Here is a 20,542-nt window from a genome sequence, read left to right on the forward strand (position 1 = left end):
CGTCAAAGATAAAAAGATCAAATTTTTGTTCATAAGCAAGATCCGCGGCGCTTTGAGCATCGCTGCAAACGCATACGTCAAAGCCCGCGTCTTTTAGATATTCGCCGATGAGATCGCAAAGGGTCTCATCGTCCTCTACGAGTAAAATTTTACTCACTACATCTCTTTTTTAATCTCTTTTTTCATCTCTTTTTTTGCATGAGAGCCCTTTTTAACGGCATCTTTTTTCATACCATGCGTCTCGTGCTTCATATGTTTCATCTCAGCTTTCACCTCTTTCGCACCATTATGCATTGATGTATTGGCATCCTTCATCTCATCTTTCATGCCCATGTCGGCAGCTACGGCAAAAGTGCCAGCAAATAGCGCACTAAGCGCAAACAAAGTAAGTTTTTTCATTACGTACTCCTTAAAAAAAATTAGTGGAATTATACTTCCGTAAAAGTGAAGTAAGTGTGAAATTCCGAAAAAATTCAAATTTAAATTTAAACGCCTGTAAATTCAAATGCGGCGCGGCTTAAATGCGCTCGGTCGGTCGCGATCCCTGAAATTTAAATCGCCTCGCTATGGCTAGTCGAATTCTAAACGCGAATCAAAGCTAGCCAGAGCGCACGCCAACAGCGCATCGCCGAGCTTGCTTTACCGCGGCGAGATAAAAATTTAAACCTCCGGCGAAACTAATTAAATTTATAATGCCACGACTAATGCCACGACGCGCACGTCAAATCAAAAACGCCGAGCCAGCCTTTGAGTTCGCGACCTCGCGCGAGCTTTTAAATTCGCTATGCCGCATAAGCCCTTAAATTTAGTGCGGCGCAAGCGCACAGGGCGCGAAATCGCACCTAGTTCGCGGCGCAGCCTTTGATCTCATCCTCGCTTACGATCTCATAGATCACGCCCGCGTTTTTGATAAACTCCTCCACGCGCGCAACGTGTGCGGGCTCCACGTTGATCACGAGGCTTCCGACGACGTTTTTATCAAGGCGCTCGAGCTTGCCCCAGACGATATTAAAATTTATCTCCAAAGCGCGCGCCATGTGCGTGATCACGCTGTCAAACGCAACCGCGGGCGGGAAAAAGAGCCTGATATTCACGCCGCTTGCGGGCAGCACCTCCTCCTCGCCCAAAAACTCCTTCATATTCTCATCCGGGTGCAAAAACAGCGAGACGATATCGCCCGAGTTGCTCACGCGCCCACCCTTAAGCAGGATCGCGCGCTGCGCGATACCCTTTACGACCTCCATCTCGTGCGTGACGAGCACGATCGTGATGCCGAGCTCGCGATTAATGCGGCGCAGAAGCGATAAAATTTGCGCGGTGGTGTTGGGATCAAGCGCCGAAGTCGCCTCGTCGGAAAGCAAAATTTTAGGGCTTAATGCAAGCGCGCGCGCAATCGCCACGCGCTGCTTCTGTCCGCCGCTAAGCTCGCTAGGATAGGCGTTTGCTTTATCCGCAAGCCCCACGAGCTCCAAAAGCTCGGCGACGCGGCGCTTCGCATGGTCATTCGAATAGCCCCAAAATGCTAATGGCGTGGCGACGTTTTGCGCGACGCTGCGGCGGCTCATTAGCGCGAAGTGCTGAAAAATCATACCGATATTTTTGCGCAGCTCGCGAATCTGTGCGGCACTTAGCTCTCTTACCTCCCTGCCCTCGACCTTGAGGCTTCCCTCTTGATAATCCTCAAGGCCGTTTATGCAGCGCAGCAGCGTACTTTTACCAGCGCCGCTGTGGCCGACGATGGCAAAAATTTCACCCTGCTTCACCTCCAAGCTAACATCGTCAATCACGCAGGTTTTGCCGTAAAATTTCTTTAAATTTTCTATCTTTATCACTCAGATTTCCTCGTTCATAATTCCGCCGAAACGCCCCAGAAATTTATAAAATTTCGCGCCTTAGCTCATCTGCGCTCTTTGGCGAAAGAAGCGCCGGAGCGATGTCAAATACGCTAAACGCGCCGCGCTCGCCTCTTTTTGCTAAGCGAAACGCCGCGCGGGCGTAGGCTACAAGCACGCTTGCGGTAAATTCGGGATTTGAGTCAAGCTTTAGCGAAAACTCAATCAAGTGTTTATTTTCGCCACGCTCGCCCGTCGCTCCGCTTCGCAAAACAAATCCTCCGTGAGGGATGCCGCCATGCTCTTTTTTAAGCGTCGCAAGATCTATGAAATGCACGCTCGTGTCGTAGTCGGCGAAGTAATTCGGCATCGTTTTTATCTCACGCTCGATGCGCGCTTTATCGGCGCCCTCTTCGGCCACTACGTAGCACTCGCGCAGGTGTTTTTCGCGCGTGCTAAGTTTCGGATTTTCGCCCGCGCGAACTTGCTTTAAGGCGCTTTCTATCGGCACGGTGTATTGGCGCGCATCCACGACGCCCTCGATCCTGCGGATGGCGTCGGAGTGGCCTTGGCTCACGCCTTTACCCCAAAATGTATAACTGCTGCCGTTTTCTAGCACGCTCTCGCCAAATAGTCTATTTAGCGAAAACAGCCCAGGATCCCAGCCCACGGCGATGATGCCTACGTTTCCGCCCGCTTTGGCTGCGGCGTCCACCGCGGCGAAGTGCTCAGGGATTTTTACATGCGTATCGAAGCTATCGACGACGTTAAAGCTCCGCGCAAACTCGGGCGTCTGCGCCGGCAGATCGGTCGCGCTACCGCCGCAAAGAACTAAAACGTCAAATTCGCCCTTGTGCGATAAAATTTCGTCCGCGCTAAACACCGGCGCACCGCATGTTTGCACGCTGTGCGGCTCGCGGCGAGAAAACACCGCTGAAAGCTCTAAATCCTTGCTATTTCGCGCGGCAAGCTCTACGCCGAGACCTAAATTCCCATATCCTAAAACCGCTATTTTTATTTTTTCGCTCATTTTTTATCCTTCAAATTTTAAAATTTAGCGCGTAAGACGGCGCGCTGCCGATGAAATTTTACCTCAGTAGGAAATAATAAATCACATATAACCAACTTAAAAATCCGTGGATTATCGCCCACATTATGCTTTTATTGACTCCCCATGATAGTGCGACGGCTATGACCGTGCCTAATGTAAATCCACCGATACTACCTTTTGACATATTTTTCTCCTTGATTTAAAATTTAAGCTCAAAATAGCGGACTACTCGCCAAACGCCTTTAGCTCGTCACATACTTTGGCGAATTTTTCCTGCGCGCTTTGCAACCCTTCGCGGTTTGCGGCGACGACGGCGGCAGGCGCGGAGGAAATAAATTTTTCATTGCCAAGCATTGCAGAGAGCTTTTCGATCTCTTTTTGCAGCTTTGCTTTTTGCGCGTTAAGACGCGAAATCACGCCACTAAGATCGACCCCCTCAAGCGGTACGAAAGTTTCTAGGCTCTCGCTTACGTCGCGGGCGGAATTTGCGATATTTTGCTGCGTAAATTCCACTTCATCGACCTTTGCTAGCGTTTTGATGTAGTCCGCAGCGGCGCTTAGATCGACTGCGGATTTGACGTAGGCTTTGGCTACGCGCGCATTGCCGAGCTCGATCGTCGCCTTTGCGCGGCGGATGCTAACGATCGCTTCGATAACGAGCGAAAATAGCTCCTCGATCCGCTCGTCGCGCTCGCCAGGATGTGGGTATCTCATCACCATGATGGAGCGCGCGTCTTGCAGCTTCGTGCCGCTTAGCTCCTGATACAGATACTCGCTTAGAAACGGCATAAACGGGCTTAGCAGCTTCATTGCCTCTTTAAAAATCATCCCTAGCTCGCCGATCGCGGCCTTGTCCGCCTTACTAAGCTCGATGCCCCAGTCGCAAAACTCGTCCCAGAAAAATTTATAAAGCTCGGTCGCAGCGTCGTTGAAGCGGTATTCGTCTAAATTTTCCCGCACCGCGCTCACGCAGCAGTTAAAGCGCGAAAGCATATATTTGCCGAGGTTCGTTTTGATCCGCGCCGCGTCCAAATCGTCAAATTTAGAAGCGTTTAAAAGCAAAAATTTGCTCGCGTTATAAAGCTTATTCGTAAAATTTCGATATATCAAAAGCTTATCGTCGCTAAGACGTAGATCGCGCCCCTGCACGCACAAAATCGTAAGCGTAAAGCGCAAAATATCGGCGCTAAATTCATCTATTTTTAGCAGCGGATCGACTACGTTTTTGCTCGATTTGCTCATCTTTTTGCCGTCTTTGTCCTTAACCAAGGCATGCAGATAGATGTCGCGAAACGGCAGCTCGCCCATGGCGTTTTGGCACTGAAACATCATGCGCGCGACCCAGAAAAACAAAATGTCAAAGCCCGTAATTAGCATGGTATTCGGATAAAATTCGTTCAAATCCTCCTCAAACCACTTCTCGTTTTTCAGAGCCTCGCCATTGCCCCAGCCAAGCGTACTGATCGGCCAAAGACCGCTTGAAAACCACGTATCGAGCACGTCGGGATCTTGAGTAAAATTTTTACCGCCGCATTTTGGGCAGACATCGGGGCTCTCGCGCTCATCTGCCCACTGATGGCCGCAGTCGCAGTAAAACACGGGAATTCTATGCCCCCACCACAGCTGGCGGCTAATACACCAGTCCTTCAGCTCGCGCATCCAGGCGTTGAAGCTATTGATCCAGTGCTTCGGGAAAAATTCCGCCTCGCCGGAATTTACCTTAGAGATCGCATCTTTTGCGATATCTGCGCGCACGAACCACTGCTGCGAGATGTACGGCTCGACGACGTTTTTGCAGCGGTAGCAGTAGCCGACTTGATTTTCGTAGTCCTCGATTTTTTCTATAAAGCCCAGCCGTTCGAGCTCCGCTACGATCTGCTCGCGCGCGGCAAGCCGCTCTAAGCCTTGAAATTTACCGCACTGCTCGTTTAAAATTCCTTTTTCGTCAAAAACGGTGATAAACTCCAGCTCATGACGCTTGCCGACCTCATAATCGTTGGTATCGTGCGCGGGCGTGACCTTCACTGCACCCGTTCCGAAGCTCATATCGACGTATTCGTCGGCGATGATCTCTATCTCGCGGCCGATTAGCGGCAGCACGACTTTTTTGCCGATCAAATTTTTATAGCGTTCGTCCGCGGGATTTACCATTACGGCGGTGTCGCCGAAGTAGGTTTCGGGGCGCGTAGTCGCGACAACAATGTAGTTGCGGCTCGTCTCGCTCGAATCTTTGCAAGAGTTTGAATTTTGTCTGTCCGCAAAGTAGTAACGCAAATGATAAAGCTTGCCCTTGTTCTCCTTGTGTTCGACCTCCACGTCGCTTAGCGCGCCGTCGTGCGTGCACCAGTTTACCATATAGTTGCCGCGCACGATGAGCCCCGCGTCGTATAGATTTACGAAGGCTTTGCGAACGGCGTTTTTAAGCCCCTCATCCATCGTAAAGCGCTGTCTGCTCCACGCAGGCGTGACGCCAAGGCGCTTCATCTGCTTTACAATCTGCCCGCCGCTTTGCTCCTTCCAGTGCCAAACGTGCTTTAAAAACTCCTCGCGCCCGATCGCTTCCTTTTTGATCCCTTGCGCCAAAAGCTCGCGCTCGACGACATTTTGCGTCGCGATACCTGCGTGATCTAACCCCGGCTGCCACAGCGTACGGTAGCCGTCCATTCGCTTGTATCGCGTCATGATATCTTGCAAGGTAAAAGTGAGCGAGTGTCCGATATGAAGCACTCCGGTGACGTTAGGAGGGGGCATCATAATGCAAAAGTTTTTGCCTTTTTGCTGGATATCTTTATTGCCGTCGATCTCGAAGTAACCGCGCTGCTCCCAAATTTTATAAAAGCTCTCCTCTACGGCTTTCGCGTCGTAAAAATTTGCCATTTTCAGCCTTTTTTTAAAATTTTAAATTTTGCGATTTTAGCGGAATTTTTGTAAAGCGCTCATTAAAGCGTGCCAATTCTACATTGTACAATAAAATGTAGTATTTAAATATATATAGAAATATCGAATTTTAGAATATTTTAGATAAAATTTTAAAAAGTCATATAAAAACACTTGACATTAAAAATTCTACCTGCTATAATACCGCGAAATTTTAACCAAAAGGATTAAATATGAAGAAATTTCTTCTCGCTTCGCTTCTTAGCGCCAGCGTCGTCAGTTTCGCTCTTGCCGAAAAAATCGTAGTCGCCGCTACTCCGATACCGCATGCCGAAATTTTGGAGCAGATCAAGCCCGATCTAAAAGCCCAAGGTTACGATCTTGAGGTCAAGGTTTTCAACGACTACGTAACCCCAAACCTCGCTACCGATAGCGGCGACGTGGATGCGGGATTTTTCCAGCACGTGCCGTATATGGAGGAATTTAACGCCAATAAAGGCACGAAGTTAAAAGCGACCGTGGGCGTGCATTTAGAGCCGATGGGCATCTACAGCCATAAGATTAAAAATTTAAAAGATCTTAAAAACGGCGCTAAAGTTGCCGTGCCGAACGATCCGACCAACGAAAGCCGCGCTCTTGATCTGCTCGTAGCCGCGGGGCTCATCGAAGTTGATCAAAATGCCAAGCTTCGCACGCCGCTAGACGTCACGAAAAACCCTAAAAATTTAGAAATTTTAGAGCTTGAAGGCGCCGCGCTTCCGCGAACCCTGGGCGATGTCGATATTGCGGTTATCAACTCAAATTTTGCCTTTAACGCAAATTTAAACCCGATCAAAGATTCGCTATTTTTAGAAAAGGCTGAGGGCAACCCTTACACAAATGTTATTAGCGTTAAAGAAGGCAACGAAAACAGCCCTAAAATCAAGGCGCTAGATAAAGCGATCCAAAGTGAGAAGGTGAAAAAATTTATCGAGACGCAATATAAAGGCGCAATCATTCCATCGTTTTAACTCCTCTCTTTTTAAAATTCGGCGCACGATTCGCGCCGAATTTGCTGGCATTCGCTATTTTATTTACTATCTTTTTTTATAATTGCGCGAAATTTACCGAATAAAGGAAAAATAATGAAAAGAATTTTATCTTTCAGCTTTGTTGCCGCTATGGCTATATCTTCGCTTAATGCAGGCGTTTTGGCTACTGCAAAAGACGCAAATATCACTATTACGGATGAGGATGTTGCACCGTTTTTGGCTCAAGGTATGCAGCACGGCGGACAGGAACCGACCGCCGATGAGAAGAAGAAACTAATCGATGATCTGATCAAATACAAACTCCTAATCGCAGAGGCGAAAAAATCAGGTATTGAAAACAGCGAAGAATATAAACATCAGCTAGAGCTTGCTAAAGATGGCATCGCATTTAATCTATGGCAACGCGAACAGGCTAAAGACGTAAGCATCAGCGACGAGGAAGCTAAAAAAATTTATGATGAAAATAAACAGAATTTCATGCAACCAGATTCCGTTACCGCAAGCCATATCTTAGTAGCAGACGAAAAGGCTGCTAAAAACGCGATTGCGAAGCTATCAAAAGTCAAAAAAGAGAATTTAAAAGAGGAATTTAATAAGCTAGCTAAAGAAATTTCAATCGATCCAAGTGCTAAAGAAAACGGTGGCGATTTGGGCTCTTTTGGCAAAGGGATGATGGTGCCGGAGTTTGAAAAAGCAGCGTTTGCACTAAAAGATGGCGAGATTAGCAAAACTCCGGTAAAGACGCAATTCGGATATCATATAATCTACAAAGAGGGCAGCAAAAAGGCTGAGACTATGCCGTTTGAAAAGGTAAAAGATCTCATCAAAAATCAGCTACTTCCAAGCAAAGTAAACAAAAAAATCGATGACAAGGCTAATGAGCTATTCGGCAAACTAAACATCGAATACGCAAAATAGTTTTAATTTTAAGGCGCGAGGCTATTAAATTTATATGCAAGTTCGCTGCGGCAGTAACTTGTAGGGATAAATTTTAGCCCGCGCCTTTGTTTTATATACGCTAAATTTTGTGAAATTTTAAGATCACTCTTGTATCGCCGGATTGTTAAATTCTAAACTTATTCGCTCTGTCGATGTTAAATTTTGCGAAATTTTAAGTACAGCCGGTTTTTTACACATTAAATCAAGGAATTCAAATGCTTTCTAATATCGTAAATTTTATAGTAGAATTTGTCGCGGGCTGGGGATACCTTGGCATTTTTGTGATGATGTTTTTAGAAAGCAGCTTCTTTCCCTTCCCAAGTGAAGTCGTGATGATCCCTGCGGGCTATCTGGCCTCAAAATCGCAGATGAGCTTTGTTATAGCATTTGTTTGTGGGCTTGGCGGCAGCATCACCGGCGCGCTGTTTAATTACTATCTATGCTACTTTTTTGGACGTAAGATTATCGCTAAATACGGCAAATACGTAGGCATCACCGAGGAGAAATTTGCAAAATTCGAAGCTTTTTTTAACCGCCATGGCGAAATTTCAACGTTTAACTGCCGCCTAATCCCGGGCATTCGTCAATACATCAGCCTTCCTGCGGGGCTTGCAAAGATGAATGTCGCGCGCTTCGTGCTATTTACCGGGCTTGGGGCTGCGATTTGGACACTAATACTGATGAGCTTGGGATATTTCATCGGCGAAAACGAGGAGCTAATCAAGCAAGATCTGCATCTAATTACGATCGCTCTATTCGCCATCGTCATTATAATCTCGCTCCTATATGTTTATTTTATAAAACGCAAAAAATAGCTCCGCGCTAGTAAATACAAATACAATAAAAAATTCCATTTTATCGCCTTTAACCTCAAATTTTTCAAATTATAATTTAAGCTAAACAAGAATTTTTATAATTTTACTTTCATAATCTACGTGCGATACGATATTTCTATTAAAGTGTAATTATGCCTTAGTAGCGAATTCCAAAATATTTTTTAAGTAAAATTCTATTTAAAGCCTTAAACAATCGCACTAATTTCTAAATTTTAATTTTTCGTTACGTTTTAAGCTGCTTTTAATACTAAAAGCTTTAAAATTCCATTAACAATTTCAACGAAAGGACTTATTATGGCAAAGACCAGAAAAGAACACGATTTCATCGGTGAATTAGAAATTTCCGACGATTTTTACTACGGTGTGCAAACATTTAGGGCACTAGAGAACTTCCATCTAAGCGGACGAGCGCTCAAAGACTATCCGTTTTTTATCAAAGCATTTGCACAAATCAAAAAAGCAGCTGCGCTAGCCAATAAAGAGGTCGGCGTCCTAGACGCACAAAAAGCCGATGCGATTGCAAAAGCTTGCGACAGGCTCATCGCAGGAGAGTTCAGAGATCAATTCGTAGTCGATATGATCCAAGGCGGCGCCGGAACTTCAACGAATATGAATACCAACGAGGTCATTACTAACATAGCTTTGGAGAGCATGGGACACAAAAAGGGCGAATACCAATACCTCCATCCAAACGACCACACAAATTTGGGTCAAAGCACTAACGATACCTATCCTAGCTCGATCAAAGTCGCCGCTTACGCCAAGCTAACCGACTTATTAAAAGCTATGGAAAATTTGAAAAAAGAGCTTGAAGTTAAAGCCAAAGAATACAAAGATGTCATCAAAATGGGAAGGACGGAGCTTGAGGATGCCGTCCCTACTACTCTTGGAAATACTTTCAACGCTTTTGCTACCTACATCAAAACCGATATCGCACTTATCAAAGCTGCTAGAGAGTCGATGACTTACCTAAATATGGGCGCTACGGCGATTGGTACGGGCATCAACTGCCACCCTGATTACAAAAACGTAGTCGAGAAAAAACTAGGCGAGATTACCGGCGTTAAATTTAAAGCCGCAGAGGACTTCATCGCCGCCACACAAGACACTGCGGACTTCGTCCACGTTAGCGGCGCGTTAAAAACAGCAGCCGTCCGCCTAAGTAAAATCGCAAACGACCTACGTCTTATGAACTCCGGTCCTAGATGCGGACTAGGCGAAATCGAGCTTCCTAAGATGCAACCGGGTAGCTCCATCATGCCGGGCAAAGTAAATCCGGTCATCGCCGAGGTCGTAGGCGAGGCTTGCTATGAGGTAATCGGTAACGACGTGACTATTATGCTTTGCTCCGAGCGCGGAGAATTCGAGCTTAATGCGTTTGAGCCTGGCATCGCATATGCGCTATTTAACTCGATCGTGCTTTTGGAAAATGCGATGAATACACTAGCTGAAAAAGCTATCAAACATCTAAAGGCAAACCCTGAAGCTTGCCTAAAATCGGTGTTAAATTCCGTCGGTATCGTTACGGCGTTTAATCCTTACATTGGCTACGAGAAATCCGCAAGTATCGCCAAAGAGGCACTTCAGACCGGAAAATCCGTCGGCGAAATCTGCTTAGAGCGCGGATATTTGAAAAAAGAGGAGATCGATAAGATCCTAGAGCCTAAATCTATGCTCAACCCACATATGAGCAAAAAATAGTTCCAAACTAGGTGTGGCGCGGAATTTCGTCGGTTAATTTAATAGGCGAAATTCCGCAAAGTAGAATTCTAAATAGATAAAATTGATCGTGCAGAATTCCGTAGATGCAGAATTTCATCAAGTTAGATTTAGCTTCCGTGGAGTAAAATTCCACTTGCGAAATTTTAGGATAAAATTCCGCATAGAATTCCGACCACTGAATTATAAAGATAATTCGGATTTTACCTGCTGAAATCTTTAGAATTCTGCGCGCCGTTAAAAAAATTACTTTATAAGGAGTTTTGCAATGGACTTTATGGTGATATTGCAATTTATCGTTTTGTTAGGCGGCATCTACCTAGGCGTTAAGCTAGGCGGCATGGGCGTCGGTTATGCAGGCGGCTTGGGCGTCATCGTCCTAGCCATTTTGGGCATGAAGGTGGAATTTAAAGATATTCCAGTTGACGTTATCTTGATTATCGCATCGGTAATCTCTGCGATTACGGCGCTACAAGTCGCGGGTGGACTTGATTATCTGGTTCAGGTGGCATCTAAAATTTTGCGCAAAAACCCAAAACAGATCAACTACCTAGCGCCTATCGTTACCTATCTACTTACGATACTAGCGGGCACCGGACACACTGCATTTTCTATGATCCCGGTTATCGTCGAGGTTGCGAAGACTCAGAACATCAAACCTTCCGCTCCTCTTGCGCTTTCGGTCGTTTCATCTCAGGTCGCGATCACGGCAAGCCCTATTTCGGCAGCATTCGTCGCCATGAGTGGTCTATGCGAGAAGCTAGGCGTTAGCTATCCTAAGCTTTTGTTTATTTGCATCTCAACTACTTTCGTAGCTATGTTGATTACATCCTTTATCGTAAATAAATTCTACGATCTCGATCTTTCAAAAGACCCTGTTTACAAAGAGAGACTTTCAAAAGGTCTTGTAGCCGAGATCAAAGCCGAGGAGTATAAAGAGCCGAAGCCTTACGCGAAAAGATCGGTTGCGATATTTGCTGTCGGCGTTTTGATCGTCGTTTGCTATGCGCTTGCGATCTCAAAGAGCGTTGGCTTGGTAGAAAAACCGATCCTTTCAAGAGATAGCGCGATCATCAGCTTCATGCTAACTATCGGCTTTCTTATCGCTGTTTTGTGCAAGATCGATACGGGCAAGCTGCTCTCTACCAGCACCTTCCAAAGCGGTATGAATGCGTGCATATGCGTCATCGGTATCGCGTGGCTCGGCACTACTTTCGTAAATGGCCACATCGACAGCATCAAAGAGGTAGCTAAAAACGTCGTTACGCAGTATCCTTTCGTACTAGCCGTCGCGCTATATTTCCTAAGCTGCTTACTATACTCGCAGGCTGCAACCACAAAGGTTATGATGCCTGCCGTTGCCGCTGCGCTTGGAATGACCAGCCCTGAAAATTCAGGTCAAATTTGGATCTTAGTCGCATCATTCGCGGCCGTTTCGGGCTTGTTCGTGCTTCCTACCTATCCTACGACGCTCGGCGCGATCGCTATGGACGATACTGGAACGACGAGAGTCGGTAAATTTGTATTTAACCACTCATTCTTCCTTCCGGGAACCATTATGGTTGCGCTTTCGGTTGCTCTAGGATTTATCGTAGCTCCTGCGCTAATCTAAGATTAGTATTCCTTTCATTTGCGCCGAATTTTTCGGCGCATTTTTAATCACATTTAAAATCTTTAATATAATTTAGTAGGTAAAATTCTATCGATTTTGGGGCCTGCCGTATTTGCTTATAAATTTAACTTCTAATCGCATGCAAAAACTACAAGCCTTCCGGTAGTATTTGAGTGAGAGTAAAATTTAGTTTGAGATTTCATATCCATATTATATTAGATGATAAATCAAAATTTCAGCTAAAAAACATATAATGTAAGAAATTTAAAAACAAGGAGAAAATATGAAAAATCTCATCATCATCGCTCATCCCGATATGGCAAGCTCACACGCAAACAAGGCGTGGCGCGAGGTAGCCAAAAAGCAAGCGGATAAATTTGATATTCACGAAATTTACGCCGCTTATCCGAACGGCAAAATAGACGTAGCGCGCGAGCAGGAGTTACTTTTAAGCCACGATAAAATTATCATTCAGTTTCCACTTTACTGGTACAGCTATCCGCCGCTTTTAAAGCAATGGTTCGACGATGTATTCGCCTACGGCTGGGCTTACGGCAGCACCGGTGATAAGCTAAAAGGTAAAGAATTCACCCTAGCGATCACTATCGGCGACGAGCAAAACAACTATAAAAAAGATGGCACGATCGGATTTGGCATAGAGGAAGTTATCACGCCTTTTAAATGCGCGATGAATTTTACGGGTGCTAAACTGCTGCCGTGCCACTTTGGCTATGGATTTTCATTTCATCCAGATAGCGAATATATCGCAAAAAGTGCAGAAAAATACGAAGAATTTTTAGCAAAATTTTAAAATTTACAAAGGCAAAATCGCTTTTTTAGTCGCGAAATTTTATTTTAAAAAGTGGCGGATGAAAATCATCTTTTCATCCGCACTGTTCGGCACGCCTCGCACCGCTGTATTTTGCGTCGCATACGCAAGCCTGCTACCCTTTTGATCGTAAAATTTTATTCCCTTCTCCTCTCCCCCTAAATGGGCAAAGTTTACGTTAAAAATTTATACGAAATTTTTCCGTATAGAGCATGCTTTAGTGCAACCATATAAAAATCAATGAGCATAAAATTTTACCTAAAAATTTGCACCCGCTCGCAATAATACTCGTCTTAAATTTCCACAAGGCGCTAAAAAACTATGCATGCCCCCCCGGCTCAAACCCTCCGCTAAATTCATAAAACGCTGCGAACTACGCGTTTACCGCTACTGAGCTGTATATGCCGTCTATGAGCCCGCCAAGCTCATCCTCATTAATGTCAAAACAACAATCACTCATCTTGCTAGAAAGCGTGTCAGCTGGCAGGTATAAAAGGGAGCTACTGCGAAAGTGGTGCAAAATACGATACCTCCGCACCTAGCTGCTTAGCGCTTGCTGCTCTGCGAGTGCAAACCCAAGATCCAAAAAGAGATTTAAAGTAAAGTAGCGCTTGCCATCCTACGCGCGTGCAAACAGCTTAAAGCTGCCAAAAAGTTTGCGCTCACTTCGCCACTGAGCACAATTTACCTATTGCACAATTATTAATGCTTTCAGATTTCAACCTATTCGATCTTGCTTTCCAGCTTTTAAATGCCTGCGCGCAGCTAGCTGCAAAGACATATTCGCTGGATATACCTTGTAGCTCGCCCCCATGCCCTCGATAAAAATCTGCCGTAATTTATGTAGATATTTGACAGCAGGATCGTTTGGATGCGATCTTTCATACGAAGCTAAAAGCGCTACGCCGATACAGATGCTCGCGCCATTTTTTAGCTCTGCGCGCGCTGCCTGCGTCGCTGCAGTCACAATTTTTCCGATACGACACTTAAAGACAATACCGAAAAGCTTTTAGCCTTGTTTTTTGCTTTAGGATTTAGTCCCAATAAGTTCTTTGCTAAACCGACAGAACTTCCATGCGTTTGGTGTATCAGCTCATCCATAAGAAATTTAGCTAAATTATTTGAATTCCTAAAGACGCAGCAACTTTTCTATCGCGTCTTATTTCAGATAGCAGCAAAATTCTACCGCCACACTGCAAAGAGTTAAATTCTATCGAGCAAATTTATTAAAAATTTTAAGAGTAGCAAAAGCAGTAATAGATGATTAATGCTTTTCCAAATGGATACCGCTGCCATTAAAATTTTAATCAAAAGATATCCATTAAATTTATGCTCTTTAAATTAACCAGCAAAAGCTTAAATTTCACAAGGTTTCCTGTGAAAGCAAACCCCGCAATACTTCATCAAGCGGCGCAAAAGCCGCTTTGAATTTTACTCCGTGACGCGATTTACCCAGATCAAAAACTCATCGCTCGGATTCTCGTCGTCCAGATGTGCGGGCGTGACGAGTTCAAGCGCGGTTTGCGGGATCGTCGTTTTAAACGCGTCCTTGAGCCACTGCTGAAATTTCAGGTTTGGATGCACGATAAAATCGTCGCTGTTTGGCGGCGCGCTAAAATCCTCGTCCCAGCAGATTTCATCGTATCCGATCGCAAGCAATCGCAAAAAATCAAGCCCGCTATGAGCCAAAACGCAGGTCATCGTCGAGCCCGAGCCGGAGCCCATGTGCACGATCTTCGTCTCGCCCGCATCGTCCAGCCACAGCGCGCACATCGAGCCCTCCGAGCTGCTGCCTGCAAACACGCAAAGCCGCTGCTTGATCTCCCGTGGCAAGCTCGCGATCCTCGCCGTAAAACCAATACCTTAACTCCTCGTCGCGATTTTTCGGCTCATCCGTGAAAAATACGATGTCCGTGCCGCCCTCGCGCTCATCGTCGCTCCAGCTCTGCCGTAGCCGATCCTGCGGGTAGAGATAGCCGCGTCTGCGCCCGCCCGCGTCGTCATAAAAGCCGTTTGCTTCGATCCACGCATAAAGCGCCTGGGTCTCGCTTGGCACGCGCATGCCCTGCGGTAGCGCCTCGCGCAGCTGCGCTAACAATAAATTTTCCACGATCGCTCCTTTTGTTAAATTTGCCGCTCGAATTTTACTGCGTTTCGGCTAAATTTACGGATATTTTGTCTGATATTTTGCGGCGTTTTACGCGCTCAGTCGCCGCAAGCGCAAATCGGGCTTTTAAAATTTAGCCGATTTTGGTTGTGATACACACGCGGCGGCGCGAGCGCATATTTGAAAAAAGTATGATAATTTTAAGTAGAAAAATGCGTAAAATTTTACGACTAAAATTTTGCTATCTTACAATCTCTTTGCTATATTTTTTAGAAATTTACAGTTTTAAATTTAGCTCGCCGCAAAGAGTAAAATTTTAGCGATACCTATAAATTTAAAATTTCCCGCGCCTTTTGCTTGCACGCCTCAAATTTTTGCTCAAACTCCGCGCGTCTTTGCAGCTCATTTTTCGCCCCCGTTTTTGTGTATCCCGAGCCTCGCCCTAGAAAATATACATAGCCGGTATCTTTAAACTCCACAGCAAGCGGCATTTGCGCGCCCTCTACCCCCTCGCAAATAAGCTGCGCAAGCGCGTACTCCTCCAGCGCAAAGGCGTGCGGATACAGACTTATCTTTTTTAAATTTTTAAGAGCGGCGAGCGGCAAAAGCGCCGGATATGGGGCCTTGCACTTTATCCAGGTTAGTTTTAGCACTTCAAGACCCGTTAGACCTTTTAGAAACTCGAAATCTGCAATCGGCTGATCCCAATCCAGCGTGCCGCTAATGCACAGATATCTCAGCGAGGCTATGCCGCTAAGTCCCGAAAAATCGATCACTCTGCGTAAATTTTCAAAATGCGCCGATCTTAAGCTTTTCAGCTCACGCAGAGGCGAAAGATCACAAAATCCCGATACGTATTCCAAAACGAGCTCCTGCAAAAGCGGCAGTTCGGCCAGAAAATCGATATTTTTTACTTGAACTCTCGTAATGCGCAGACGCTTAAGCTGCCTAAGTCTCCGTAGCGCGGCGATCTGCTCCTTGCTCGGAAGATGTAGGGTAAGCTCCTGCAGATCCCCGCACTCAAAAATCTGCTCCCAAAAAGGAGTATCCGCCCCTATTGTAGCGATCTGCAAGCTTTGCTTATCCGCCACGGGGCCGTTTAGCGCAAATGCGAAACGCTCTCGGTTGGGCACCATCGCCCAGTAATCGTCCTTTCGATCTAGCAGATCCGCAAAGTGGTGTATCATTTGCAATCTCCGTTTTTGAAATTTTAAAGTGCGAATTTTATCGCGCAAGCGGTTACGCCAAATTTAAGTCCATCTATCGAGCTCGCAAAACTTCTTTTCAAACTATGCTGCCATAAAATTTAGGCTCGCCGCGGCTCATCCCGCAAATGTCTCCACCGTTACAATAGCTCACCGCGGTAGCCTGCGAATTTAAGCCCGCCGAATTTAAGCCAGGCGGGCTCCAGTCGAATTTAAGCCGCACAAGCTTTTGTTAAATCAAGCCCACGTACTCTGAATTTTACAAATTTCGCCGCCGTCTGATTGGACGGCAAAATTTCGTCTAAATTCCAAGCTCGGCTCTTACGAGCGCTTCGTTTTGCGGCGTCAAAAAGCCCGCGATATCCTGCCACATCGAGTGAAAGCCGTATCCGTCATCTATCATCTCGCTGCGCGCGGCGTCCAGGCTCCAGCCCTGATAGATCACGCGGTACATCGCCACCACAAGTCCCGTGCGATCGGCTCCGTGATAGCAGTGCACGAGCACGGCGCCCTCCTTTTGGCGCTCGCGAATGGTGCGCAAAACGTCCGCGATCTGCGCGGGCTTTATCTCCCAGCTTTGAAGCGGCTTGTTCGCGAGCCAAAATTGATCCCCAAACGCCCTTTTATCGCCGCCTCTACTAAAATGGCGCAGATTTACGATGCTTTTGATGCCAAGCTCGTGCAGCTTCGCGGCGTCGCTCCCGTCAAGCTGAGCGCTGCGAAACAGCAGCTCGTCCACGCGGTAAAAATTTTTCGCTTCGTCAATGAGGGTCGCTTTTTGCGATGAGTTTGAGTTTGTGCCGCACGCTGCGGTATCTACGCTCTTAAAATGCGCATGTTGAAATTTGATGTCTTTTGCATCTGCGAGATTTAGCCCTGAGCCGCTTGTTTTTCTAAAATTTATGGAATTCGTATCTGTCGCGAGCTCGGCGTTTACGCTCGTTGCAAAGAAAAGCGCGGCTGCTAGCGCAAGGGTTTTAAATTTCAAATTTCATCCTTTAAATTTGGCTAAATTTTATGATTTTTGTAAAAATTTGACGCCAGACGGGTCAAAATGCAAAATAGCAAGCGCGTCTAAATTTAACGTAAAATTTGAGCGTCAAGGCCACCCAGATCGCTGATAAATTTTACCGCGAGCCCGCAAGCCGAGCCGCAAAAATTAAAATTTCGTTTTAAAAATTTCCCCGTTCCCGCCCTCGGTATCGCTAGATCAGCATTAGGTAGTTACATTGCGCAGTCACATTGCCCCTGTAAATTTACTGAAAATAAATCGTAAAAGGGGTGCGCCCGTTTCCGCGAGCGCTGCCATAAACCTGCTTCGCAGGTGAGTTTTGTACTCGCCCCTTGCGATACTTACCCGAAATTTTATTTTTCGCGAAATCCTTTCAAATTTCGCCGCTAAATTTGACGCTTTAGTTGGTCAGATCGGTCTGCCAGTTAGCGCCTTGCAGCGTCGTGTCAAGCTGCCTGATCTGTCTAGCTAGCTCGTCCACCTGCTTTTGCAGCGCCGCGACATCGACCGTGCTTAAAATTTTAATCTCGCTGCGCGAATAAATTTCCACCTTTTGAGCGGCAGCTTGCGCGAAAGCCCGCAATGCGCCCGCTTTTAGCGTGAGTACATCGCGCTTGGCGATCAGCTCGGTTAGGCTCTTGCCTTCCGCTTTTGCGGTGCAGTTGGTTAAATTTATCCGAACGATTAGGCGCTCAAGCTCGCTTGTGAGCGCGTCTAGCTCGGCTAGCAGCGCCTTTGGCTCTTCGCTAGGATCCTCGCCCTCTTGCACCTTCGCGTTGTCCGCGAGCCTTGATTTTAGCTGCTCGATGCGTTTTTGTATATCTGCGCGCAGTATCAGCGCCTCGGCTAGTTTCATTTTCGTCCTTTTAAAAATTTATTTGCCGCCGCCAAGCTGCCTATCCTGACCGTAATGCGGCGAATACGGACCGTATAGTAAGCAGTTATTGCAGTTCTGCCCCAAAAGTATCGCATCCGCGCTTGCAGAAAGCTTGTATCCCGCATCGGTGATCGTATCGCCAACCTGCTTAATGACAGCGGAGATCAGCATACCCACGAGATTGTTACCGCCTCCGCCCGAGTCGTCGCTGACCTGCGCCGAGCCCTCCCAGAGCGTCGCGCCGCTTCGCAAATCCACAAGTTTGGCATTGACCGCCACTACGTTCGTGCTTTTGATAAGCATATACGAAGTGCCGTATTTGACGACGTTCAGATACAGCACGGCGTCTGCGCCGAAAATCTGTCTTAGCTTGTGCGCGGAGACATTTTGGATGTCGCTAGCCTCGTAAATTCCGTTATTTTTGAAGGTCTCATGCACGAGTGCCGGATCAAATACATAATACCCCGCTTCGCTTAGCGGATAGATCGCGTTGGCAAGCACGGCAGCACTTGCGTCCACTTCGGTCGTTTCGTTTGTCGGCATTAGCACCAAAATCGATCGAGGCTTAGCCTGCTGAAGCGCCGAGTAGTCATAAATTTCAGGCTCACTTAGAGCGCACGCATTAAAAAACAGCGCCACGAATACGCTAAAAATCGCTATTTGAGCTTTATTTTTCATTTTTTAGCCTTTTTATTCGTTTTGCCGCCCTGTTTCGCGGCAGCTTTGCCTTGCTTCGCAGAGGCTATTTTGGCGACTTCGCGTTCGCTTGATCCTTGGACTTTATCAGCGCCCGGCTTGGCCGCAGCCTCCGCTTTTTTAAGCGCGGCCGGGTTTGTAACGAAGGTTAAAAACGGCTTTGATTCAGGGAAAGCCTGAGCTTCTTTTTCAAAGTTCTCTCTCGCCCTCGTGCCGTTGCCCGCGCTTAGATACAAAAGCCCCAGATGCGAATAAAGCCCCGGCGGGACTTTGAGTCCCTTTTCGTATGCCTTTTGGATAGATTTTTCAAGCGCTTCGATCTGCTCGCCTACGTCGCCTTCCTGCTTTAGATACTGATAGGTCGAGTCCGTGTAGCTGCCGTCCCAGTAATAAATTTGATTCCGCGTCCCGCCGCCGCAGCCGCAAAAGATCACGGCCGCAGCAGCAAGAGCAAGAGCGCCACTTGCTTTCAAATTTTATCCTTATCTTAGTTTAAACGCGCCGTTTTCAAGGCCGTTTACGAGATTATTGACCGCTTCGATGATCGCCAGGCTTAGCACCTTGCCGTTTAGCGTCGAATCATAGCCCGCAGTGCCGCCGAAACCTAGCACTTCTCGATTTGATAGCTCATACTCGCCCGCGCCCTGAGTCGAAAAGACCACCTCGGACGTTCTGACGTCAACGATGTTTAAATTTACTTTAGAATACGCGGTTTGGGTCTTTCCTTTGCCCAAAATTCCAAACAGCTGATGATCTCCGGTCGTCTTGCGGCCAAACTCAGTCACGTCGCCGGTGATAACGTATCTGGCGCCTTTTAAGTTTTGTGCGCTTTTGGAGATTGCGCTTTCCTCTTTGATGGCGCGCATATTCGTGCGATCAAGCACCGAGAAGCGTCCTGTTTGCTGTAAGCTTGAGATTAAAATCGTCTGCGCTTGGTTGCCCAGTCTATCCTCGCCGTCGGAGAACACGCCGTTGTTGTAAGAGGATTGGTTGTTAAAGCGTCCTACCGACACGGCGATCCGCTCGCCAGAGTAGTTGGTGTTTAAACTCGCTACCGTAGGGGTTTGCACTACGCGAGAGCTCTCTTTCGCGCATCCGCTAAATAGCGCCAGCACCGAAGCTGCAATAACGGCAGCCGATATGGTTTTTTTGAAATTCATTCTTTACTCCTTAAGAAAAATTTTCCGTATGATAGCAAGAAATTCTTAAAAAAACGGATACGATTTGTTTCAAATTTAATTAATTTGCCTTAAAATACGCCATGTCAAAATCGCGGAAATTTGATAAAGATCGCGCGAACGGCGGCGTCACTTTAAAGTAAGCAAATTTTAAAAGAGGCTTGCCGATGCGAAGCCGCTTTTAAAAAGCTTATAAAAAAACCGCGCGCAGCTCTGCCTCAATTTAAATTAAACTCATCCGGTTGCGCTGAAATTTAGGGAAGTTTAAACGATATGTTTTTAAAATTCGGCTCATATTTTGCAAGGCGAAGCGCGCGCATTCAAATCCTGCGAAATTTTAAAATTTAAGAGGGGGCAGTCCGGATCGATCTTAAAAACGATAGAAGTTCAAATTTGAAAGGATCTCATATGCCAAAAAGCTACTTTAAAAATTTATACGCGGATTTGCGCGCAGGCAGGCTGCTGCTGCATCCGATTTTGGTGACGGCGGCATTCTTGGCGGCGCGCCGGCTTTGCTACTTTATAATTTTTCATTTTATTTTCGATCGCTGGTATGGCTGGGATTTCGTAGGAGAAGGGATATTCGTATTTATGCTTGAGTTCACGTGCTGCGCCTATTTTATCACTACTTGCACGCATTTTTTGCTCGTGCGAAAGATCAAATACTCTTTTGCGCTTATATGGGCGGCGCTTGCGGTTTTGCTCGTCGCAGCGTGCTTTTTGGGATATTATCGCGTAGAT

Annotated in this window: 22 protein-coding genes; 7 read left to right on the forward strand and 15 right to left on the reverse strand. The window is 46.5% G+C overall.

From position 1 onward, the window contains the following. From Q0413_RS04920 to Q0413_RS04945, 6 genes are all read right to left on the reverse strand, one after another. On the reverse strand, positions 1–157 hold a 157-nt coding region (locus Q0413_RS04920; protein WP_298987868.1), incomplete at its 3' end, for a response regulator. Next, positions 157–399 carry a hypothetical protein gene (locus tag Q0413_RS04925; RefSeq protein WP_297902676.1) on the reverse strand — a complete coding sequence of 81 codons (243 nt, stop codon included), beginning with the start codon at positions 397–399 and terminating at the stop codon, positions 157–159. The genes Q0413_RS04920 and Q0413_RS04925, both read right to left, overlap by 1 nt. A 443-nt stretch (positions 400–842) precedes the next feature. Continuing rightward, positions 843–1,832 carry a methionine ABC transporter ATP-binding protein gene (locus Q0413_RS04930; RefSeq protein ID WP_298987850.1) on the reverse strand — a complete coding sequence of 330 codons (990 nt, stop codon included), beginning with the start codon at positions 1,830–1,832 and terminating at the stop codon, positions 843–845. A 43-nt stretch (positions 1,833–1,875) separates the two neighbouring features. Continuing rightward, positions 1,876–2,862, reverse strand: coding sequence for a diaminopimelate dehydrogenase (locus tag Q0413_RS04935; RefSeq protein WP_298987851.1), 987 nt, complete (start codon positions 2,860–2,862; stop codon positions 1,876–1,878). Positions 2,863–2,920: 58 nt separating this feature from the next. After that, on the reverse strand, positions 2,921–3,067 hold the full coding sequence (locus Q0413_RS04940) for a hypothetical protein (RefSeq protein ID WP_297880516.1): 147 nt from the start codon (positions 3,065–3,067) through the stop codon (positions 2,921–2,923). A gap of 41 nt (positions 3,068–3,108) precedes the next feature. After that, on the reverse strand, positions 3,109–5,760 hold the full coding sequence (locus Q0413_RS04945; RefSeq protein ID WP_298987853.1) for a valine--tRNA ligase: 2,652 nt from the start codon (positions 5,758–5,760) through the stop codon (positions 3,109–3,111). Between the two features lie 233 nt (positions 5,761–5,993). On the opposite strand from Q0413_RS04945, the gene Q0413_RS04950 reads away from it, so the two are divergent. From Q0413_RS04950 to Q0413_RS04975, 6 genes are all read left to right on the forward strand, one after another. After that, positions 5,994–6,770, forward strand: coding sequence for a MetQ/NlpA family ABC transporter substrate-binding protein (locus Q0413_RS04950; protein ID WP_005870677.1), 777 nt, complete (start codon positions 5,994–5,996; stop codon positions 6,768–6,770). Between the two features lie 114 nt (positions 6,771–6,884). Beyond that, on the forward strand, positions 6,885–7,709 hold the full coding sequence (locus Q0413_RS04955) for a peptidylprolyl isomerase (protein ID WP_298987854.1): 825 nt from the start codon (positions 6,885–6,887) through the stop codon (positions 7,707–7,709). A 236-nt stretch (positions 7,710–7,945) separates the two neighbouring features. Next, positions 7,946–8,545, forward strand: a complete 600-nt coding sequence (locus tag Q0413_RS04960) for a DedA family protein (protein ID WP_298987855.1) — start codon at positions 7,946–7,948, stop codon at positions 8,543–8,545. A gap of 315 nt (positions 8,546–8,860) precedes the next feature. Further along, positions 8,861–10,267 (forward strand): aspartate ammonia-lyase, encoded by a 1,407-nt coding sequence (locus tag Q0413_RS04965; RefSeq protein WP_005870686.1) that lies wholly within the window; start codon positions 8,861–8,863, stop codon positions 10,265–10,267. A gap of 286 nt (positions 10,268–10,553) precedes the next feature. Continuing rightward, a complete protein-coding gene (locus tag Q0413_RS04970) occupies positions 10,554–11,897 on the forward strand; it encodes an anaerobic C4-dicarboxylate transporter (protein WP_298987856.1) in 1,344 nt (447 codons plus the stop codon). Positions 11,898–12,180: 283 nt separating this feature from the next. Further along, positions 12,181–12,708 (forward strand): NAD(P)H-dependent oxidoreductase, encoded by a 528-nt coding sequence (locus Q0413_RS04975; RefSeq protein ID WP_298987858.1) that lies wholly within the window; start codon positions 12,181–12,183, stop codon positions 12,706–12,708. Between the two features lie 736 nt (positions 12,709–13,444). Here the strand turns inward: Q0413_RS04975 and Q0413_RS04980 are convergent. The 9 genes from Q0413_RS04980 to Q0413_RS05020 form a co-directional block, all read right to left on the reverse strand. Beyond that, a complete protein-coding gene (locus Q0413_RS04980; protein WP_298987859.1) occupies positions 13,445–13,693 on the reverse strand; it encodes a hypothetical protein in 249 nt (82 codons plus the stop codon). A 464-nt stretch (positions 13,694–14,157) separates the two neighbouring features. After that, complete coding sequence (locus Q0413_RS04985) at positions 14,158–14,427, reverse strand: hypothetical protein (protein WP_298987860.1); 270 nt, start codon at positions 14,425–14,427, stop codon at positions 14,158–14,160. Beyond that, positions 14,405–14,836, reverse strand: a complete 432-nt coding sequence (locus Q0413_RS04990; protein WP_298987861.1) for a hypothetical protein — start codon at positions 14,834–14,836, stop codon at positions 14,405–14,407. The genes Q0413_RS04985 and Q0413_RS04990 overlap by 23 nt, the downstream gene beginning before the upstream one ends. Positions 14,837–15,159: 323 nt before the next feature. Beyond that, entirely contained in the window at positions 15,160–16,020 is an 861-nt protein-coding gene (locus Q0413_RS04995) for a hypothetical protein (protein WP_298987862.1), read from the reverse strand. Between the two features lie 319 nt (positions 16,021–16,339). After that, entirely contained in the window at positions 16,340–17,026 is a 687-nt protein-coding gene (locus Q0413_RS05000) for a tyrosine-protein phosphatase (RefSeq protein ID WP_298987863.1), read from the reverse strand. Between the two features lie 424 nt (positions 17,027–17,450). Beyond that, positions 17,451–17,906, reverse strand: coding sequence for a DIP1984 family protein (locus Q0413_RS05005; RefSeq protein ID WP_298987864.1), 456 nt, complete (start codon positions 17,904–17,906; stop codon positions 17,451–17,453). Positions 17,907–17,924: 18 nt separating this feature from the next. Beyond that, entirely contained in the window at positions 17,925–18,605 is a 681-nt protein-coding gene (locus tag Q0413_RS05010; protein WP_298987865.1) for a DUF799 domain-containing protein, read from the reverse strand. After that, positions 18,602–19,096 carry a DUF4810 domain-containing protein gene (locus Q0413_RS05015; RefSeq protein ID WP_298987866.1) on the reverse strand — a complete coding sequence of 165 codons (495 nt, stop codon included), beginning with the start codon at positions 19,094–19,096 and terminating at the stop codon, positions 18,602–18,604. The genes Q0413_RS05010 and Q0413_RS05015 overlap by 4 nt, the downstream gene beginning before the upstream one ends. Positions 19,097–19,105: 9 nt before the next feature. Next, entirely contained in the window at positions 19,106–19,783 is a 678-nt protein-coding gene (locus Q0413_RS05020) for a CsgG/HfaB family protein (RefSeq protein ID WP_297963174.1), read from the reverse strand. A gap of 426 nt (positions 19,784–20,209) precedes the next feature. Between Q0413_RS05020 and Q0413_RS05025 the strand changes: the two genes are divergently transcribed. Continuing rightward, positions 20,210–20,542 (forward strand): hypothetical protein (locus Q0413_RS05025; protein WP_298987867.1); only part of this gene is annotated, 333 nt, incomplete at its 3' end.

This window comes from uncultured Campylobacter sp. (assembly GCF_938045465.1).
Lineage (GTDB): Bacteria > Campylobacterota > Campylobacteria > Campylobacterales > Campylobacteraceae > Campylobacter_B.

What these genes read in the sequence shown, in the direction of transcription:
- Q0413_RS04925 (WP_297902676.1), bottom strand. Translation starts at nt 399, where the DNA reads ATGAAAAAACTTACTTTGTTTGCGCTTAGTGCGCTATTTGCTGGCACT.
- Q0413_RS04970 (WP_298987856.1), top strand. Translation starts at nt 10,554, where the DNA reads ATGGACTTTATGGTGATATTGCAATTTATCGTTTTGTTAGGCGGCATC.
- Q0413_RS04995 (WP_298987862.1), bottom strand. Translation starts at nt 16,020, where the DNA reads ATGATACACCACTTTGCGGATCTGCTAGATCGAAAGGACGATTACTGG.
- Q0413_RS04940 (WP_297880516.1), bottom strand. Translation starts at nt 3,067, where the DNA reads ATGTCAAAAGGTAGTATCGGTGGATTTACATTAGGCACGGTCATAGCC.
- Q0413_RS04985 (WP_298987860.1), bottom strand. Translation starts at nt 14,427, where the DNA reads ATGACCTGCGTTTTGGCTCATAGCGGGCTTGATTTTTTGCGATTGCTT.
- Q0413_RS04945 (WP_298987853.1), bottom strand. Translation starts at nt 5,760, where the DNA reads ATGGCAAATTTTTACGACGCGAAAGCCGTAGAGGAGAGCTTTTATAAA.
- Q0413_RS04975 (WP_298987858.1), top strand. Translation starts at nt 12,181, where the DNA reads ATGAAAAATCTCATCATCATCGCTCATCCCGATATGGCAAGCTCACAC.
- Q0413_RS05020 (WP_297963174.1), bottom strand. Translation starts at nt 19,783, where the DNA reads ATGAATTTCAAAAAAACCATATCGGCTGCCGTTATTGCAGCTTCGGTG.
- Q0413_RS04955 (WP_298987854.1), top strand. Translation starts at nt 6,885, where the DNA reads ATGAAAAGAATTTTATCTTTCAGCTTTGTTGCCGCTATGGCTATATCT.
- Q0413_RS04935 (WP_298987851.1), bottom strand. Translation starts at nt 2,862, where the DNA reads ATGAGCGAAAAAATAAAAATAGCGGTTTTAGGATATGGGAATTTAGGT.
- Q0413_RS05005 (WP_298987864.1), bottom strand. Translation starts at nt 17,906, where the DNA reads ATGAAACTAGCCGAGGCGCTGATACTGCGCGCAGATATACAAAAACGC.
- Q0413_RS04950 (WP_005870677.1), top strand. Translation starts at nt 5,994, where the DNA reads ATGAAGAAATTTCTTCTCGCTTCGCTTCTTAGCGCCAGCGTCGTCAGT.
- Q0413_RS05010 (WP_298987865.1), bottom strand. Translation starts at nt 18,605, where the DNA reads ATGAAAAATAAAGCTCAAATAGCGATTTTTAGCGTATTCGTGGCGCTG.
- Q0413_RS04965 (WP_005870686.1), top strand. Translation starts at nt 8,861, where the DNA reads ATGGCAAAGACCAGAAAAGAACACGATTTCATCGGTGAATTAGAAATT.
- Q0413_RS04960 (WP_298987855.1), top strand. Translation starts at nt 7,946, where the DNA reads ATGCTTTCTAATATCGTAAATTTTATAGTAGAATTTGTCGCGGGCTGG.